Consider the following 18665-nt stretch of genomic DNA (forward strand, 5'->3'; position numbering starts at 1 on the left):
TTTTACTGCCGGCGCGGGTCGTTCTGTGTGTTAGCCGGGACCCTGTCGCCCAATTCATTCTTTGCCGTGGATGTCCAAAAGCCTTGATTCGTCTGCTGAAATTTTTCGGTTGGTCCATCGTCGCCGTTTTCTGCGGACTGCTTTTAGGTCTCAGCGGCGCGTTTCTTTACCTTAGTCCGGGTTTGCCATCTGTGGAGGCGCTGAGAAGCATTCAGTTGCAGATTCCGCTCCGGGTCTACAGCAGCGACAACAAGTTGATCGCAGAATTTGGCGAAATGCGCCGCACACCGATCCGTTTCGCCGACATTCCCCCCAATTTCATCAATGCGTTACTAAGTGCTGAAGACGACAACTTCGCCAATCACTATGGCGTCGATCCGAGCAGCCTGATGCGTGCCGCGACGCAACTGGTCAAGAGCGGGCACATCCAGTCCGGCGGCAGCACCATCACCATGCAGGTGGCGAAGAACTTCTTCCTGACCAGCGAGCGCAGCTTCTCGCGCAAGACCACTGAAATCCTTCTCGCCCTGCAGATCGAACGCCAGCTGACCAAGGACGAGATCCTTGAGCTGTACGTGAACAAGATCTATCTGGGCAACCGCGCCTACGGCATCGAGGCGGCGGCACAGGTGTATTACGGCAAGTCGATCCGCGAAGTCAGCCTGGCGCAGATGGCGATGATCGCCGGCCTGCCGAAAGCCCCGTCGCGCTTCAATCCGCTGGCCAACCCGGCGCGCAGCAAGGAGCGGCGCGACTGGATCCTCGGCCGCATGTACAAGCTCGGCAAGATCACCGAGGCCGACTACACCGCCGCGATCAACGAACCGCTGAACGCCAGCTATCACGTGCCGACACCGGAAGTGAACGCGCCGTACATCGCCGAGATGGCCCGTGCGGAAATGGTCGGTCGCTACGGCAGCGACGCCTATACCGAAGGTTTCCGCGTTACCACCACGGTGCCGAGCAACCTCCAGGAAATGGCGAACACCGCGCTGCACGAAGGCCTGATGACCTACGACCAGCGTCACGGCTACCGTGGTCCTGAATCGCGCCTGCCGGGCAAGACCCGCGAAGCCTGGGCCACCGAACTGACCAAGCAACGCACCATCAGCAGCCTCGAACCGGCCATCGTCACCCAGGTCGACAAGAACGGCCTGCAAGTGCTGACCCGCACGGGCGAAGAGCACGTGGCGTGGGACACCATGAAATGGGCCCGTCCGTTCCTCAATACCAACAGCATGGGCGCCAACCCGCGTCAGCCGTCGGATGTGGCACAGATCGGCGACCTGATTCGCGTGCAGCGCCAGCCGAACAATTCGCTGAAATTCAGCCAGATTCCGCAGGCGCAAGGCGCGCTGGTGTCGCTGGACCCGCAGAACGGCGCGATCCGTTCGCTGGTCGGCGGTTTCGCCTTCGAGCAGAGCAACTACAACCGCGCGATGCAGGCCAAGCGTCAGCCGGGCTCGAGCTTCAAGCCGTTCGTCTACAGCGCCGCGCTGGATAACGGCTACACCGCCGCCAGCCTGGTCAACGACGCGCCGATCGTGTTCGTCGACGAGTACCTGGACAAGGTCTGGCGTCCGAAGAACGACACCAACACCTTCCTCGGCCCGATCCGTCTGCGTGAGGCGCTGTACAAGTCGCGCAACCTGGTGTCGATCCGCCTGCTGCAGGCGATGGGCGTAGGCAAGACCATCGACTACATCACCCGTTTCGGCTTCAACAAGCAGGACCTGCCGCCAAACCTGTCCCTGGCGCTGGGCACCGCGACCCTGACGCCGATGGAAATCGCCACCGGCTGGAGCACCTTCGCCAACGGCGGCTACAAGATCACCCCGTACATCATCGACAAGATCGAAAGCCGCAACGGCGATACGCTGTTCGTCGCCAACCCGCCGACCGTACCGCAGGGCGGCGCGGCCACCGATGGCATCGCGGCACCCGCTACCGAATCGTTTACCGTCAATGCCGCGCCGGTTCCGGGTGAAGCGCCGGGCAGCGCGGCTGTGCCGCAAGCTCCAGCAGTCGCCGAGCGTATCGTCGATGGCCGTACCACTTACATCCTCAACAGCATGTTGCAGGACGTGATCAAGCTCGGCACCGGCCGTCGCGCACTGGCCCTGGGCCGCAGCGACATCGCCGGCAAGACCGGTACCACCAACGAATCCAAGGACGCGTGGTTCTCCGGCTACAACGCCGACTACGTGACCACCGTGTGGACCGGTTTCGACCAGCCGGAAAGCCTCGGTCGCCGAGAGTTCGGCGGCACCGTGGCACTGCCGATCTGGATGAACTACATGGCCGCCGCGCTCAAGGACAAGCCGCCGCACGTCCAGCCGGAGCCGGAAGGTATCCTCAGCCTGCGGGTCGATCCGGTCAGCGGTCGTGCGGCATCGCCGAGCACACCAGGCGCGTACTTCGAGCTGTTCAAGGCTGAGGACACGCCACCGTCGGTCAATGAGATCGGCAACGGCACAGTTCCGGGCAGTCCGCTGCCGGCGGATGAACAGGCGCCGATCGATTTGTTCTGATCCTGATCCGCAAAAAGCCCCGCCTTCGTGAGAAGTGCGGGGCTTTTTTATGCCTGCCAACCGAGGCATTAACTGCTCGCGAAAAGGCCCTGAAGAGCAACGAAAAACCTCAGGCACAAAAAAGCCCCGACTCACACGAGCCGGGGCTTTCGCTTGAAGCGCTACAACGACTTAGCCGTTGAACACGTCATCCACGCTTTTCAGCGGGTAGTTCTTCGGATACGGCAGGGTCGCCACACCGGTCTCGATCGCGGCCTTGGCCACGGCGTCGGAGATCACGGTGATCAGGCGCTTGTCCATTGGCTTCGGAATGATGTACTCACGGCCGAATTCCAGGGAGATACCGCCGTAGGCATCGCAGACTTCCTGAGGAACCGGCAGCTTGGCCAGTTCGCGCAGGGCGTTGGCGGCAGCGATCTTCATTTCTTCGTTGATGCGCTTGGCGCGAACGTCCAAGGCACCACGGAAGATGAACGGGAAGCCCAGTACGTTGTTGACCTGGTTCGGGTAGTCCGAACGGCCGGTGGCCATGATCACGTCGTTACGGGTGGCGTGAGCCAGTTCCGGGGAGATTTCCGGATCCGGGTTGGAGCATGCGAAGACGATCGGGTTGGCCGCCATGCGCTTGAGTTGCTCGGCGCTCAGCAGGTTCGGGCCCGACAGGCCGACGAATACGTCAGCGCCTTCGATGGCGTCGTCCAGGGTGCGTTTCTCGGTAGGGTGAGCGAACACAGCCTTGTACTGGTTCAGGTCGTCACGGCCAGCGTGGATCACGCCGGTACGGTCAACCATGAAGATGTTCTCGACCTTGGCGCCCATGCTCACCAGCAATTTCATGCAGGAGATGGCGGCTGCGCCAGCGCCCAGGCAGACGATCTTGGCGTCGGCAAGGGTTTTGCCAGCGATTTCCAGGGCGTTGATCATGCCCGCAGCGGTCACGATCGCGGTGCCGTGCTGGTCATCGTGGAATACCGGAATGTCGCACTGCTCGATCAGAGCGCGCTCGATCTCAAAGCACTCAGGCGCCTTGATGTCTTCCAGGTTGATGCCACCGAAGGTGATGGAAATGCGTTTTACGGTGTCGATGAAGGCTTGCGGGCTTTCGGAGTCGACTTCGATGTCGAAGACGTCGATGCCGGCGAAGCGCTTGAACAGCACGCCTTTACCTTCCATCACTGGCTTGGAAGCCAGTGGGCCGAGGTTACCCAGGCCCAGAATCGCGGTGCCATCGGAAATGACTGCAACCAGGTTGCCCTTGCCGGTGTACTTGTAGGCCAGTTCAGGATCGCGGGCGATCTCGCGCACTGGTTCAGCTACGCCGGGGCTGTAGGCCAGCGACAGGTCGCGGGCGGTAGCAGTGGCCTTGGTGAGCTCGACACTCAGCTTTCCTGGACGAGGATTGGCATGATATTCGAGAGCGGCAGTTTTCAGATCAGACATTTTGGCATTCCGCTTTTTACTGTTGGACAGACTGGTCAGCGAGGATACGCGCCTCGCAAAGTCCCCACAAGACTGCCCGGTCACCCCTGTCAAGCGCCCTGCCCTACGACTTTGGGCCAAGAGCCACGGCGCACAAGGGTTAGACTGTTCACAATCAACAGAAAAAATGTCTACAACTTTTTATTCAGCGGGACGGCTGGAGCATCGAAGGATCGGTCAGCGGCAGCAACCAGCGCGCCTGACCTGATTTCAGTCCACCGCGCCGGGAACGGTCGACCACCCAGCCACGAGCCTCGATCTGCTTGCCCTTCAATGCCTGCAGAGAGGCGCCATCGAAGCGATGCAGCAGATTGGGTGCAACGCGCAGTACAAGCTTGTCCTGCAACTCGATCCAGATTCCGCCGCGATTGCGTTGAACCTTGCTCACACGACCGCTGACCAGCGCGAAACCCGAGCGCTCGATCTGCTCCGCTTTCAGTACAGGTGAGTGTTTCCACAGGCCCAGCCCGGCTTTTCGCGCGCGGCGTTCGGCGGCTTGCTGGCAATCGACCAGATCGACATTCGGCGCCACCGCGACCTGGAAACCGAGGCCATCGGCGAGCATTTGCGCTTCGAGGTTCTCACCCCTGGCGCTGAAAACATGGGCCAACGTGCGGCCGTAGTGGTCTTTGGGCTGGGCACCAAGGCGCAGGCCAACCCGCCCGTCGCTCTCGGCGACCAGGGCTTCGAGGCGCTTGCGCGCGGCCACTGCAAACGGCTCGTCGCTGCGGCCCTGCTTGCCGAGTTCGGGCGTATTGAGGCCGATCATCCGCACATTGCGCCCGTCGCTCAGGCGCAGGGTGTCGCCGTCGACCACCCGCTGAACCGTGGCGCTGTCCAGACCGGTCGGCGCCGGGCAGAAGGCCTGAACGGAGGAGAGCCAAATCGCGGACACAAAAAAGGCGCCCGCAAGGGACGCCTTTTTCATCAGACCGGAAAAGCCGCTGAGGTTTTCCAGAATGAAAGGCCTTAGGCCTTTTTCGCGCCGAAAGCACCGAAACGGTCGGCGAACTTCTGAACGCGACCACCGGTGTCCAGAGTCTTCTGCTTACCGGTGTAGAACGGGTGGCACTCGTTGCAAACGTCGATCGCCAGGGCTTTGCCGAAGGTCGAACGGGTTTCGAACTTGTTGCCGCAGCTGCAAGTTACTGCAACTTCTGGGTAATTCGGGTGGATATCGGCTTTCATGGTGTTTTCCTCAGCTGGCGTGCCGCCATCCAACACGATTGTTGAATACCGCACGTAATTAGGCCGCGGATTCTACCAGACAATCCCGATCACGCAAGCTGTCAGGGGTGCCCTCCATCAGAAAAGACTGTTCAATGTTGACGGCGTCTTTTGACGTCAGGCTGCGTTGCTACTCCTCCCCATAGCAAGCTATGAGTCGTCGTAGCGCCTTGCCTGACGCCAAAATCCACTCGTCAACATTTGAACGCTTTCCTGATGGAGGACACAGGACCGACCGTCTGCTAGGCTCCCGCCCTTCTCCACCGCCCCGCCTATGAGAATCCCCCGCGTGCCCGACGCCATTCTGCGCCTCGCCCTGCCTTCGCCCCTGCGCCGCCTGTTCGACTATCGGGCCCCGGCCGGTGTGCTGCGTTCGCAGTTGCAACCGGGCATGCGCCTGCGGGTGCCGTTCGGTCGGCGGGAGATGATCGGGATTCTGGTGGAAGTCACTGACACCAGCGAAGTGCCGGTGGAAAAGCTCAAACCGGCGCTGGCCCTGCTCGACGCCACCGCTCCGCTACCGCCGGCGCTGTTCAAGCTATGCCTGTGGACGGCTCAGTACTATCAGCACAGCCTCGGCGACACGCTGAGCTGGGCGCTGCCGGTGCTGTTGCGCCAGGGCGAACTGGCCGAGGCGCGACAGGAACGCTTCTGGTCCGCCGCCCCCGGCGCCAGCCTCGATGACCCGCGCATCGCTCGCGCCCCGCGCCAACGCGAAGCCCTGGCGACGCTGGCCCAGCATCCTCACGGCGTCGCCCATCAGTTGCTGAGCAAACTGATGCTGAGCAAGGACAGCCTCGATTTGCTGCTGGCCAAGGATCTGGTGCAAGTCGAAGTGCGCCGCCACGCCCCCGGCGCGCGCCATGAACACTGGCTGGCCCAGCCCGAACTGCCGCTCAACAGCGAGCAGCGCGCCGCGTACGAGGCGATCCGCGCCGGGTTCGACAGTTATCACGCGTTCCTGCTCGCCGGGGTCACCGGCAGCGGCAAGACCGAAGTCTATTTGCAGCTGATCCGCGAAACCCTCGAGGCCGGCAAGCAGGCGCTGGTGCTGATTCCGGAGATCAACCTCGGCCCGCAGACCCTCGCCCGCTTCGAGCAACGCTTCAACGCCCGCATCGCCCTGCTGCACTCGGCGGTCAACGATCGTGATCGTCTGGATGCCTGGCTCGCCGCCCGCGATGGCGAGGCCGACATTATTATCGGCACCCGCTCGGCGCTGTTCACCCCGATGAAAAATCCGGGGCTGATCATCATCGATGAAGAACACGACGGCTCCTATAAACAGCAGGAAGGCCTGCGCTATCACGCGCGGGATCTGGCGCTGGTGCGGGCGCGGCAGGAAAACATCCCGATCGTGCTCGGCTCCGCGACGCCATCCCTGGAAAGCCTGCACAACGCCTACACCGGCCGCTACGGACTCCTGCGCCTGAACGAACGGGCCGGTGGTGCCAAGCAGCCGCGCTTCCTGCGTCTGGATGTGAAAAGTCGTCCACTGGACAGCGGCATTTCCGGGCCGATGCAGCAAGCCATCGGCCAGACCCTCGCCGCCGGCCAGCAGGTATTGGTGTTCCTCAACCGTCGGGGTTTTGCCCCGACTCTGCTGTGTCACGATTGCGGCTGGATGTCCGAATGCCAGCGCTGCGATGCGCGGATGACCGTGCACCAGCGCTACGGCGAATTGCGCTGCCACCACTGCGGTTACGTCGAGCGCGTGCCGCGCCAGTGCCCGAAGTGCAACAAGGTCGATCTGCGGCCCGTGGGCGCCGGCACCGAGCGGGCCGAGGAACGGCTGGCGATTCTGTTCCCGGACTATCCGGTGCTACGCGTCGACCGTGACAGCACGTCGCGCAAGGACGCGATGAACCAGCTGTTCGCCACGATCCAGAAAGGCCAGCCGTGCATTCTGGTCGGCACCCAGATGTTGGCCAAGGGTCACCACTTCCCTCGAGTGACGCTGGTGTCGATCCTCGATGCCGACGGCGGATTGTTTTCCGGTGACTTCCGCGCCAGCGAGCGCATGGCGCAGTTGATCGTGCAGGTTGCCGGCCGGGCCGGGCGGGCGGAAGAACCGGGCAAGGTGATCATCCAGACCCACCTCGCAGACCATCCTTTACTGGTGCAACTGACCGAGCAGGGTTACTTCGCCTTCGCCGAGCAGGCCCTGAGCGAACGCCGCGCCGCCGGCCTGCCGCCGTTCGCCCACCTCGCCCTGCTGCGTGCCGAAGCGCACAAGCCGGGGCAGGCCGAAGGCTTTCTTGATGAGGCGTGCAGCGAGGCCGAGCGTTTGCTGGTCGAACAGAACCTGACCGGCATTGAACTGTTGGGACCCGTGCCAGCGCCGATGGAGCGCCGGGCCGGACGCTTCCGCGCGCAACTGTTGTTGCAGGCCACGGCCCGGGCGCCGCTGCACCGATTGCTGGCGAGCTGGCTGCTGGTGCTGGAACAGATGCCAAGCGGCCGTGCGGTGCGCTGGTCGCTGGATGTCGATCCGGTGGATCTGTACTGACCGGGCAAAACCGGCCGAATTGTCACCACACATCCACATCCTGCCTGCTAAGGTTGGCAAGCCCGTCTTCGCAACGGATAATGCCCAGTTTTTCCACCCGCGCATCGATGCGCCGCCGCGCTTGCGGTCGAAAGAGAAGACCATGAAAGACACCATTCGCCAGCTGATCCAACAAGCCCTCACCCAACTCGTCAACGAAGGTGTGTTGCCTGAAGGCCTGACGCCGGCGATCCAGGTGGAAAACGCCCGGGACAAGACCCATGGCGACTTCGCCAGCAACATCGCGATGATGCTGGCCAAGCCTGTGGGCATGAAGCCGCGCGACCTGGCGGAGAAAATCATCGCCGCCCTGCCGGCTGACGAGAACGTCACCAAGGCCGAAATCGCCGGCCCCGGCTTCATCAACTTCTTCCAGAACACTCAAGCGCTGGCCTCGCGCCTCGACGCCGCACTGGCCGACGCTCACGTTGGCGTGCGCAAGGCCGGCCCGGCGCAACGCACCGTGGTCGACCTGTCGGCACCGAACCTCGCCAAAGAGATGCACGTCGGCCATCTGCGCTCGACCATCATCGGCGACGGCGTGGCGCGGGTACTCGAATTCCTCGGCGACACCGTCATCCGTCAGAACCACGTCGGCGACTGGGGCACCCAGTTCGGCATGCTGATGGCGTACCTGCAGGAAAACCCGATCACCAGCGACGAACTGTCGGACCTGGAAAACTTCTACCGCGCCGCCAAGCAACGCTTCGACGAATCTCCGGAATTCGCCGACCGCGCCCGTGGTCTGGTGGTCAAGTTGCAGGCTGGCGATGCCGAGTGCCTGGCGCTGTGGACCAAGTTCAAGGACATCTCGCTGTCGCACTGCCAGAAGATCTACGAACTGCTCAACGTCAAACTGACCATGGCCGACGTGATGGGCGAAAGCGCCTACAACGACGACCTGATCAACGTGGTCAACGACCTGAAAGCCGCCGGCATGCTGGTCGAAAGCAACGGCGCCCAGTGCGTGTTCCTCGACGAATTCAAGAACGCCGAAGGCGAGCCGCTGCCGGTGATCATCGTCAAGGCTGACGGCGGCTACCTGTACGCCACCACCGACCTGGCGGCCGTGCGCTACCGCAGCGGCAAGCTGAAGGCCGACCGTGCGCTGTACTTCGTCGACCAGCGTCAGGCCCTGCACTTCCAGCAAGTGTTCGCCGTGGCGCGCAAGGCCGGTTTCGTGACCCATCCGATGGAAATGGAGCACATGGGCTTCGGCACCATGAACGGCGCCGACGGCCGTCCGTTCAAGACCCGTGACGGCGGCACCGTGAAGCTGATCGACCTGCTGACCGAAGCGCAGGAACGTGCCTACAGCCTGGTGAAGGAAAAGAACCCGACACTGGCCGAAGACGAACTGCGCGCGATCGCCAAAGTGGTCGGCATCGGCGCGGTGAAGTACGCCGACCTGTCGAAGCACCGCACCAGCGACTACAGCTTCAACTTCGACCTGATGCTCAATTTCGAAGGCAACACTGCGCCATACCTGTTGTACGCCTACACCCGCGTGGCCGGCGTATTCCGCAAACTGGGCAAGGATTTCAGCGAAGTCGACGGCCAGATCGTCCTCGAGGCCGCGCACGAGCAGGAACTGGCAGCCAAACTGGCGCAGTTCGGTGAAGTGCTGAACAACGTTGCGGAAAAGGGCACGCCACATACCTTGTGCACCTACCTGTACGACGTGGCCGGTCTGTTCTCCAGCTTCTACGAGAACTGCCCGATCCTCGCCGCCGACACCCCGGCACAAATGCAAAGCCGTCTGCGCCTTGCCGCGCTGACCGGCCGTACCCTCAAGCAAGGCCTGGAACTGCTCGGCCTGGAAACCCTGGAGCGCATGTAAGTTGGCTGCCAAGAAAAAACCTGCACCCAAGCGTGGCGCCAGCCGTTACCAAGCTCCAGCGAAGCAGCCGATTCCGGGCTGGCTGTGGATGGCCATCGGCCTGACGGTCGGCGCGTTCATCGTGTTCCTGATGAAACTGGAGCCGGGCAAGGGCAGCGACACGGTCAAGCGCGAGAAGGTCGAGCAACAGCAACAACAGAAAGCCAGCAAGATCGCCGAGGCCAACAAGACCCCGCCGAGCCCGACGCAACCGGTGAAGCCGAAGTACGACTTCTACACCCTGCTGCCGGAATCGGAAGTGATCGTGCCGCCTGATGCCGTGCCGGAGAAAACCCTGCCGACGCCACAAGTGCCGGCAATCCCGACCACGCCGGTGACCCCGGCGGAAGCGGCGAAAATCGACACCGCACGCGCACAGGCTGCACTGGCCGGGATCACCCCGCCGCCAGCGCCACCGGTGACCAAGGCTGCACCGGTGACCAAGTTCTTCCTGCAGGCCGGCTCGTTCCGCAAAGAGACGGATGCCGACAAGGTGCGCGCGCAGATCATTCTGCTCGGCCAGGCGGTCGCGGTTGAGTCCGGGACGGTCAAGGATGAAACCTGGTATCGCGTACTGGTCGGCCCGTTCAGCAACCGCGAACAGCTGACCACCGCCCAGAAACAACTGGCGGGCGCGGGCTTCAGCAACCTGTTGTTACAACAACGCCAGAGCCGCTGATCCTCCCCCACCGATCATTCCCACGCTCTGCGTGGGAATGCAGCCCGGGACGCTCCGCGTCCCTTGCCGCAGGGACGCGGAGCGTCCATTGAGGCATTCCCACGCGGAGCGTGGGAACGATCATGTAGCTCTGCGTGGGAGCGATCACTTGCAAACCACCGCTCGTCCCCTCTCCCGCCCCGCAGTTGAAATCCTCTCCACCACCCCCATATGAATGGGCATAAGGCATTTTCGCCCCGCAGTGTGGAGACTCTTCCCTTGACCACCATCGTTTCAGTCCGCCGCCACGGCAAAGTCGTCATGGGCGGCGACGGCCAGGTTTCTCTCGGCAACACCGTGATGAAAGGCAACGCGAAGAAAGTTCGTCGCCTGTACCACGGCGAAGTCATCGCCGGTTTCGCCGGTGCCACCGCCGACGCCTTTACCCTGTTCGAACGTTTCGAAGGCCAGCTTGAAAAGCACCAGGGCCACCTGGTTCGCGCCGCCGTCGAACTCGCCAAAGAATGGCGCACCGACCGCTCCCTGAGCCGCCTCGAAGCGATGCTCGCGGTCGCCAACAAGGACGCATCCCTGATCATCACCGGCAACGGTGACGTGGTCGAACCCGAAGACGGCCTGATCGCCATGGGTTCCGGTGGCGCCTACGCGCAAGCCGCCGCCAGCGCGCTGCTGAAGAAGACCGACCTGTCGGCCCGCGAAATCGTCGAGACCGCTCTCGGCATCGCCGGCGACATCTGTGTATTCACCAACCACACCCAGACCATTGAGGAGCAGGATCTCGCTGAATAAGCCTGACGCGGCCCCTGTGCCACGGCTTGTTTCTGCTTGAGGACCGTCAATTATTATGTCCATGACTCCCCGCGAAATCGTCCACGAACTCAACCGCCACATCATCGGCCAGGACGATGCCAAGCGCGCCGTCGCGATTGCCCTGCGCAACCGCTGGCGCCGCATGCAGCTGCCTGAAGAGCTGCGCGTTGAAGTGACCCCGAAGAACATCCTGATGATCGGCCCGACCGGTGTCGGTAAAACCGAGATCGCCCGTCGTCTGGCAAAGCTGGCCAACGCACCGTTCATCAAGGTCGAAGCGACCAAGTTCACCGAAGTCGGCTATGTCGGCCGTGACGTCGAATCGATCATCCGTGATCTGGCCGACGCCGCGATCAAGATGCTGCGCGAGCAGGAAATGACCCGCGTTCGCCACCGTGCCGAAGACGCCGCCGAGGACCGTATCCTCGACGCCCTGCTGCCACCGGCACGCATGGGTTTCAGCAACGAAGAAGCGCCGACCCAGGATTCCAACACTCGCCAACTGTTCCGCAAGCGCCTGCGCGAAGGTCAGCTGGACGACAAGGAAATCGAGATCGAAGTCGCCGAAATGGCCGGCATCGAGATCGCCACGCCTCCGGGCATGGAAGAAATGACCAACCAGTTGCAAAACCTGTTCGCCAACATGGGCAAGGGCAAGAAGAAGGCCCGCAAGCTCAAGGTCAAGGAAGCGCTGAAGCTGGTACGCGACGAAGAAGCCGGTCGCCTGGTCAATGAAGAAGAGTTGAAGGCCAAGGCTCTGGAAGCGGTCGAGCAGCACGGCATCGTGTTCATCGACGAGATCGACAAGGTCGCCAAGCGCGGCAATGTCGGCGGCGCCGATGTGTCCCGCGAGGGCGTGCAGCGTGACCTGCTGCCGCTGATCGAAGGCTGCACCGTCAACACCAAGCTGGGCATGGTCAAGACCGACCACATCCTGTTCATCGCCTCCGGTGCGTTCCACCTGAGCAAGCCGAGCGATCTGGTACCGGAACTGCAAGGTCGTCTGCCGATCCGCGTTGAGCTCAAGGCCCTGAGCCCGCAGGACTTCGAACGCATCCTCAGCGAACCGCATGCCTCGCTCACCGAGCAATACTGCGCGCTGCTGAAAACCGAAGGCCTGAACATCCAGTTCCAGCCGGAAGGCATCAAGCGTCTGGCGGAGATCGCCTGGCAGGTCAACGAGAAGACCGAGAACATCGGTGCCCGTCGCCTGCACACGCTGCTCGAGCGTCTGCTGGAAGAGGTGTCGTTCAGTGCCGGCGATCTGGCCAGCGCCCACGACGACAAGGCGATAGAGATCGACGCCGAGTACGTCAACAGCCACCTGGGCGAATTGGCGCAGAACGAAGACCTGTCCCGTTATATTCTGTAGAGCTGCCAGCTCCGAGCTACAAGCGGCAAGCTGAGTTAAGCTTGCCGCTTGTAGCTTGCAGCTAAAGGCTTTTTTCTATGCTTCCCACCGACATCAAACTGCACAAAGCCTCGAAAACCCTGTCGCTCAAATACGCGTCCGGCGAGGAATACACCCTGCCCGCCGAATTCCTGCGCGTGCATTCCCCCTCCGCCGAGGTTCAGGGCCACGGCAAACCGATCCTGCAATTCGGCAAGCTGAACGTCGGCCTGACCAAGGTAGAACCGGCCGGTCAGTACGCACTGAAACTGACCTTCGACGACGGTCACGACAGCGGACTGTTCACCTGGGATTATCTGTACGAGCTGGGGCGACGTCATGACGCACTCTGGGCGGATTATCTGGCCGAGCTCAAAGCCGCCGGCAAAACCCGCGACCCGGACCAGTCCGTCGTCAAGCTGATGCTCTAGTCCGCGCCTCGTACTGTTTAGAGGGCATTTTCTAGATTCATCTGTTTGAATGCTCCGCTAAAGCGGCCCGGGATCGGCTGCTTGCGAAAAAAATCAATCTCGGGTAACCAATGGAACTGGCAAGTTCCCTGCAGTGCTCTACGACTGTAAAGCAGCTATGCAGAATCAACGGTCACCCGAGCAGTAGTACCTGGCATTGGCTGTGGAACTGCACAGCAGATAACCGGGTACTCGTCTCAGGACAATGGAGCGTCGTAGATGAGTAACAAGAATAACGATGATTTGAAGTACCAGGCCTCGGAAAACACCCTGGGGCTGAATCCTGTCGTTGGGCTTCGCGGAAAGGATCTGCTGGCCTCTGCTCGAATGGTGCTGACCCAGGCCATCAAACAACCGATCCATAGTGTCAAACACGTCACCCAGTTCGGCCTCGAACTGAAGAACGTGCTGTTCGGCAAATCAGACCTGCAACCGGCGGGCGATGACCGTCGCTTCGTCGATCCGGCGTGGAGTCAGAACCCGCTGTACAAACGTTATCTGCAAACCTATCTGGCGTGGCGCAAGGAACTCCATGCCTGGATCGACGACAGCAGCCTCTCGCCCAAAGACATCGCGCGTGGCCACTTCGTGATCAACCTGATGACCGAGGCCATGGCGCCGACCAACACGGCGGCCAACCCGGCGGCGGTCAAACGCTTCTTCGAGACCGGCGGCAAGAGCCTGCTCGACGGCCTCTCGCATCTGGCCAAGGATCTGGTGCACAACGGCGGCATGCCGAGCCAGGTCAACATGGGCGCGTTCGAGGTCGGCAAGAGCCTTGGCGTGACCGAAGGCGCGGTGGTGTTTCGCAACGATGTGCTGGAACTGATCCAGTACAAGCCGATCACCGAGCAAGTGCACGAGCGCCCGCTGCTGGTGGTGCCGCCGCAGATCAACAAGTTCTATGTATTCGACCTGAGCCCGGACAAGAGCCTGGCGCGTTTCTGCCTGCGCAACAATGTGCAGACCTTCATCGTCAGCTGGCGCAACCCGACCAAGGAACAGCGTGAGTGGGGCCTCTCGACCTACATCGAAGCCCTGAAGGAAGCGGTCGACGTGGTCACCGCGATCACCGGCAGCAAGGACGTCAACATGCTCGGTGCCTGCTCCGGCGGCATCACCTGCACCGCCCTGCTCGGCCACTACGCGGCGATCGGCGAGAACAAGGTCAACGCCCTGACCCTGCTGGTCAGCGTGCTCGATACAACGCTGGACAGCGACGTCGCGCTCTTCGTCGACGAGCAGACCCTGGAAACCGCCAAGCGCCATTCGTATCAGGCCGGCGTGCTCGAAGGCAAAGACATGGCCAAGGTCTTCGCCTGGATGCGCCCGAACGATCTGATCTGGAACTACTGGGTCAACAACTACCTGCTCGGCAACGAGCCGCCGGTGTTCGACATCCTGTTCTGGAACAACGATACGACTCGACTGCCGGCCGCGTTCCACGGCGACCTGATCGAGATGTTCAAAAACAACCCACTGATCCGCCCCAATGCACTGGAAGTGTGCGGCACGCCGATCGACCTCAAGCAGGTAACCGCCGACATCTTCTCGCTGGCCGGCACCAACGACCACATTACCCCGTGGAAGTCCTGCTACAAGTCGGCGCAGCTGTTTGGTGGCAAGGTCGAATTCGTGCTGTCGAGCAGCGGGCATATCCAGAGCATTCTGAACCCGCCGGGCAACCCGAAATCGCGCTACATGACCAGCGATGAAATGACCGCCAATGCCGATGACTGGCAGGAAAACTCGACCAAGCACGCCGATTCCTGGTGGCTGTACTGGCAGGCGTGGCAGGCCGCGCGTTCGGGCGAGCTGAAAAAGGCGCCGACCAAGCTGGGCAACAAGGCGTATCCGGCAGGCGAAGCTTCACCGGGCACTTACGTTCACGAGCGGTAACCGACACACCTCGCCCCACACTGTGGGAGCGAGCCTGCTCGCGATGGCGTCGACAGCCGGAACAATGTGCTGACTGATACACCGCTATCGCGAGCAGGCTCGCTCCCACAGGGGATTGAGGCTGACATTGAGATCGACCCACAGGGCCTTGAAGCATGCCGCACCCGTTCATCTTTCGAACCGTCGAGCTGGATGGCCAGACCATCCGTACGGCGGTCCGCCCCGGCAAGCCTCACTTGACGCCCTTGCTGATATTCAACGGCATCGGCGCCAACCTGGAGCTGGTGTTTCCTTTTGTCGCGGCGCTGGATCCGGATCTGGAAGTGATCGCCTTCGACGTGCCCGGTGTCGGTGGTTCCTCGACGCCGAGCCGACCGTATCGCTTTCCGGGGCTGGCGAAACTCACCGCGCGGATGCTCGATTACCTCGACTACGGACAGGTCAACGTGATCGGCGTGTCCTGGGGTGGCGCGCTGGCGCAGCAGTTCGCCTACGACTATCCCGAGCGCTGCAAGAAGCTGGTGCTGGCGGCGACCGCTGCCGGTGCGGTGATGGTGCCGGGCAAGCCGAAAGTGCTGTGGATGATGGCCAGCCCGCGGCGCTATATCCAGCCGTCCCATGTGATCCGCATCGCCCCGATGATCTACGGCGGCTCGTTCCGCCGCGACCCGACACTCGCCGCCAGCCATGCGGCCAAGGTGCGTTCGGCGGGCAAGCTCGGTTACTACTGGCAACTGTTCGCGGGCCTGGGCTGGACCAGCATTCACTGGCTGCACAAGATCCACCAGCCGACGCTGGTGCTGGCCGGCGATGACGACCCGCTGATCCCGCTGATCAACATGCGCATGCTCGCCTGGCGAATCCCCAACGCGCAGCTGCACATCATCGACGACGGGCACCTGTTCCTGATTACCCGGGCCGAGGCGGTGGCGCCGATCATCATGAAATTCCTCCAGGAGGAACGTCAGCGTGCGGTGATGCATCCGCACCCGACACCGCTGGGCGGATAACCGTCCCGGCACGGATTTCTGGACAGCGTTTTGCAACGCGTCTGGACAGGTGCGTGGCAGGAGGCCACGCAGGCAGCAACCCGCAACAGCGTCTATGGTGTTCTGGTTCGGTGTGTTTGTTTTTGGCCTGAAGACGAAGGAGTGTTGAGTCATGCGTGACAAACCAGCGACGGGCGTCGTGCCCAGCCCCGCCGTGTTCATCAATGCACAGAGTGCCATGACCGGTCTGCGCGGCCGGGACCTGATCTCGACCTTGCGCAACGTTGCGGCCCACGGGCTGCGCAATCCGATCCACAGTGCAAAACACGCCTTGAAGCTGGGAGGCGCGCTCGGACGCGTGCTGCTCGGCGAAACCCTCCACCCGACCAATCCGCAGGACAGTCGCTTCGCCGATCCGGCGTGGAGCCTGAACCCGTTCTATCGGCGCAGCCTTCAGGCTTATCTGGCCTGGCAGAAACAGGTCAAGAGCTGGATCGACGAGAGCAGCATGAGCGACGACGACCGCGCCCGCGCACACTTCGCCTTCACCCTGCTCAACGACGCCGTGGCGCCTTCCAACACGCTGCTCAATCCGCTGGCGGTCAAGGAACTGTTCAACTCTGGCGGCCACAGTCTGGTGCGCGGTCTCAGCCATCTGATCGACGACCTGTTGCACAACGACGGCCTGCCGCGCCAGGTGACCAAACAGGCATTCGAAGTCGGCAAGACCGTCGCCACCACCACCGGCTCGGTGGTGTTTCGCAACGAAATGCTCGAGCTGATCCAGTACCGGCCGATGAGCGAAAAGCAGTATTCGAAACCGCTGCTGGTGGTGCCGCCGCAAATCAACAAGTACTACATTTTCGACCTCAGCCCGAGCAACAGCTTCGTCCAGTTCGCCCTGAAGAACGGCTTGCAGACCTTCATGATCAGCTGGCGCAACCCGGATGTGCGCCATCGCGAATGGGGCCTGTCGACCTACGTCGAAGCCGTGGAAGAAGCGATGAACATCTGCCGGGCGATCACCGGCGCCCGTGAGGTCAACCTGATGGGCGCCTGCGCCGGCGGGCTGACCATCGCGGCGCTGCAAGGGCATCTGCAGGCCAAGCGACAGTTGCGGCGAGTCTCCAGCGCCACCTATCTGGTGAGCCTGCTCGACAGTGAGATGAACACCCCGGCCACCCTGTTCGCCGATGAGCAAACGCTCGAAGCGGCCAAGCGGCGCTCCTATCAGAAAGGCGTGCTGGACGGTCGCGACATGGCCAAGGTGTTCGCCTGGATGCGCCCCAACGATCTGATCTGGAGTTATTTCGTCAATAACTACCTGCTGGGCAAGGAGCCACCGGCGTTCGACATTCTCTACTGGAACAACGACAGCACCCGCCTGCCCGCCGCGTTTCACGGCGACATTCTGGACTTCTTCAAGCACAACCCGTTGACCCACCCGGGTGGCCTGGAAGTGTGCGGCACGCCGATCGACCTGCAGAAGGTCACGGTCGACAGTTTCAGCGTGGCCGGCATGAACGACCACATCACGCCGTGGGACGCGGTGTATCGCTCGACGCTGTTGCTGGGCGGTGAGCGGCGCTTCGTGCTGTCCAACAGCGGCCACGTGCAGAGCATCCTCAACCCGCCGGGCAACCCGAAAGCCCATTACGTCGAGAACGGAAAGCTCAGCGGTGATCCGCGCGCCTGGTACTACGACGCCAAGAAAGTCGACGGCAGCTGGTGGCCGCAATGGCTGGAGTGGGTGCAGCAGCGCTCCGGCACGCTGCGCGAAACCCAGATGACCCTCGGCAACGCCAATTATCCACCGATGGAAGCGGCACCCGGCACCTATGTGCGTGTGCGCTGACTGACTCAAGCCCTTTTAAGAAGACTGGATGAAAACAAGCGAACGGATCCTCGAATGTGCCCTGCAGTTGTTCAATGAAAAGGGCGAGCCGAACGTCTCCACCATGGAGGTTGCCAATGAAATGGGGATCAGCCCCGGCAACCTCTACTACCACTTCCACGGCAAGGAACCGCTGATTCTCGGACTGTTCGAGCGCTTCCAGAACGACCTCGCCCCGCTGCTCGACCCTCCCGCCGATGTCGAACTGGCGCCGGAGGATTACTGGCTGTTCCTGCACCTGATCGTCGAACGGCTGGCGCAGTACCGTTTTCTGTTCCAGGACCTGTCGAACCTGGCCGGGCGCCTGCCGAAACTGGCCAAGGGCATTCGCCAGTTCCTCAACGTGCTCAAGCGCACGCTGGCGTCATTGCTGGCGCGGTTGAAGGCGTCGGGGCAGTTGGTCAGCGACACCCAGGCGCTGGGGCAACTGGTGGAGCAGATCACCATGACGCTGCTGTTCTCGCTGGACTATCAGCGGATTCTCGATCGCGAAGGGGAAGTGCGGCTGGTGGTGTACCAGATCATGATGCTGGTGGCGCCGCATCTGTTGCCGCCGGTGAAGGTGGCGACGGAGAGGATGGCTTTGCAGTACCTCGAAGATCACGAGTGAGTCAGGTAGATCGCTGCCCTCACCCTAGCCCTCTCCCGGAGGGAGAGGGAACCTACGGAGTTGTCTTACGCTAGACATCGACCTGAAAGACCTTATCGATTATGGATTCAATGCTTCACTTTCAGGCCGACGTAAGACTGAAGCATCCCCCAATCGGCCCCCTCTCCCTCCGGGAGAGGGCTGGGGTGGGTAAAGACCGGGTACATCCTTTACGTTTGAGACCGGGGACATGGTTTACAGGTATCAATCATGGTCAGGAG

14 protein-coding genes are annotated in these 18665 nt (G+C 62.0%); 11 read left to right on the top strand and 3 right to left on the bottom strand.

Going from position 1 to position 18665, the window contains the following annotated elements; genetic code table 11:
- Positions 1–86 precede the first annotated feature (86 nt).
- Complete coding sequence (locus AC07XZ_RS10785; RefSeq protein ID WP_371857333.1) at positions 87–2531, top strand: penicillin-binding protein 1A; 2445 nt, start codon at positions 87–89, stop codon at positions 2529–2531.
- Between the two features lie 171 nt (positions 2532–2702).
- Here the strand turns inward: AC07XZ_RS10785 and AC07XZ_RS10790 are convergent, their stop codons facing one another.
- The 3 genes from AC07XZ_RS10790 to rpmE form a co-directional block, all read right to left on the bottom strand.
- Positions 2703–3971 (bottom strand): malic enzyme-like NAD(P)-binding protein, encoded by a 1269-nt coding sequence (locus AC07XZ_RS10790; RefSeq protein WP_007952395.1) that lies wholly within the window; start codon positions 3969–3971, stop codon positions 2703–2705.
- A 184-nt stretch (positions 3972–4155) separates the two neighbouring features.
- Positions 4156–4938 carry a thermonuclease family protein gene (locus tag AC07XZ_RS10795; RefSeq protein WP_102686850.1) on the bottom strand — a complete coding sequence of 261 codons (783 nt, stop codon included), beginning with the start codon at positions 4936–4938 and terminating at the stop codon, positions 4156–4158.
- A gap of 41 nt (positions 4939–4979) precedes the next feature.
- Positions 4980–5198 carry a 50S ribosomal protein L31 gene (gene rpmE / locus AC07XZ_RS10800; protein ID WP_007952398.1) on the bottom strand — a complete coding sequence of 73 codons (219 nt, stop codon included), beginning with the start codon at positions 5196–5198 and terminating at the stop codon, positions 4980–4982.
- Positions 5199–5526: 328 nt separating this feature from the next.
- On the opposite strand from rpmE, the gene AC07XZ_RS10805 reads away from it, so the two are divergent.
- From AC07XZ_RS10805 to AC07XZ_RS10850, 10 genes are all read left to right on the top strand, one after another.
- Complete coding sequence (locus AC07XZ_RS10805; protein WP_102686851.1) at positions 5527–7746, top strand: primosomal protein N'; 2220 nt, start codon at positions 5527–5529, stop codon at positions 7744–7746.
- A gap of 142 nt (positions 7747–7888) precedes the next feature.
- Positions 7889–9625 carry an arginine--tRNA ligase gene (gene argS / locus AC07XZ_RS10810; RefSeq protein ID WP_102686852.1) on the top strand — a complete coding sequence of 579 codons (1737 nt, stop codon included), beginning with the start codon at positions 7889–7891 and terminating at the stop codon, positions 9623–9625.
- Between the two features lies 1 nt (position 9626).
- The gene (locus tag AC07XZ_RS10815; protein ID WP_039772438.1) at positions 9627–10343 is read left to right on the top strand and encodes an SPOR domain-containing protein; all 717 of its coding nucleotides are present in this window, start codon (positions 9627–9629) and stop codon (positions 10341–10343) included.
- A 258-nt stretch (positions 10344–10601) separates the two neighbouring features.
- Positions 10602–11132, top strand: coding sequence for an ATP-dependent protease subunit HslV (gene hslV, locus AC07XZ_RS10820; protein ID WP_003196958.1), 531 nt, complete (start codon positions 10602–10604; stop codon positions 11130–11132).
- A 55-nt stretch (positions 11133–11187) separates the two neighbouring features.
- Positions 11188–12525, top strand: a complete 1338-nt coding sequence (gene hslU / locus AC07XZ_RS10825) for an ATP-dependent protease ATPase subunit HslU (protein ID WP_039772441.1) — start codon at positions 11188–11190, stop codon at positions 12523–12525.
- 77 nt (positions 12526–12602) lie between these two features.
- A complete protein-coding gene (locus AC07XZ_RS10830) occupies positions 12603–12974 on the top strand; it encodes a gamma-butyrobetaine hydroxylase family protein (RefSeq protein WP_085746409.1) in 372 nt (123 codons plus the stop codon).
- 258 nt (positions 12975–13232) lie between these two features.
- The gene (gene phaC, locus AC07XZ_RS10835) at positions 13233–14912 is read left to right on the top strand and encodes a class II poly(R)-hydroxyalkanoic acid synthase (protein ID WP_039772445.1); all 1680 of its coding nucleotides are present in this window, start codon (positions 13233–13235) and stop codon (positions 14910–14912) included.
- Positions 14913–15067: 155 nt separating this feature from the next.
- Entirely contained in the window at positions 15068–15922 is an 855-nt protein-coding gene (phaZ, locus tag AC07XZ_RS10840; RefSeq protein WP_007952412.1) for a poly(3-hydroxyalkanoate) depolymerase, read from the top strand.
- Positions 15923–16073: 151 nt separating this feature from the next.
- Positions 16074–17756 (top strand): class II poly(R)-hydroxyalkanoic acid synthase, encoded by a 1683-nt coding sequence (phaC, locus tag AC07XZ_RS10845; protein ID WP_085746408.1) that lies wholly within the window; start codon positions 16074–16076, stop codon positions 17754–17756.
- A gap of 28 nt (positions 17757–17784) precedes the next feature.
- Positions 17785–18405, top strand: coding sequence for a TetR/AcrR family transcriptional regulator (locus AC07XZ_RS10850; protein WP_007952414.1), 621 nt, complete (start codon positions 17785–17787; stop codon positions 18403–18405).
- Positions 18406–18665: the final 260 nt, after the last annotated feature.

The organism is Pseudomonas sp. GW458-11-26-14-LB4 (genome assembly GCF_059423925.1).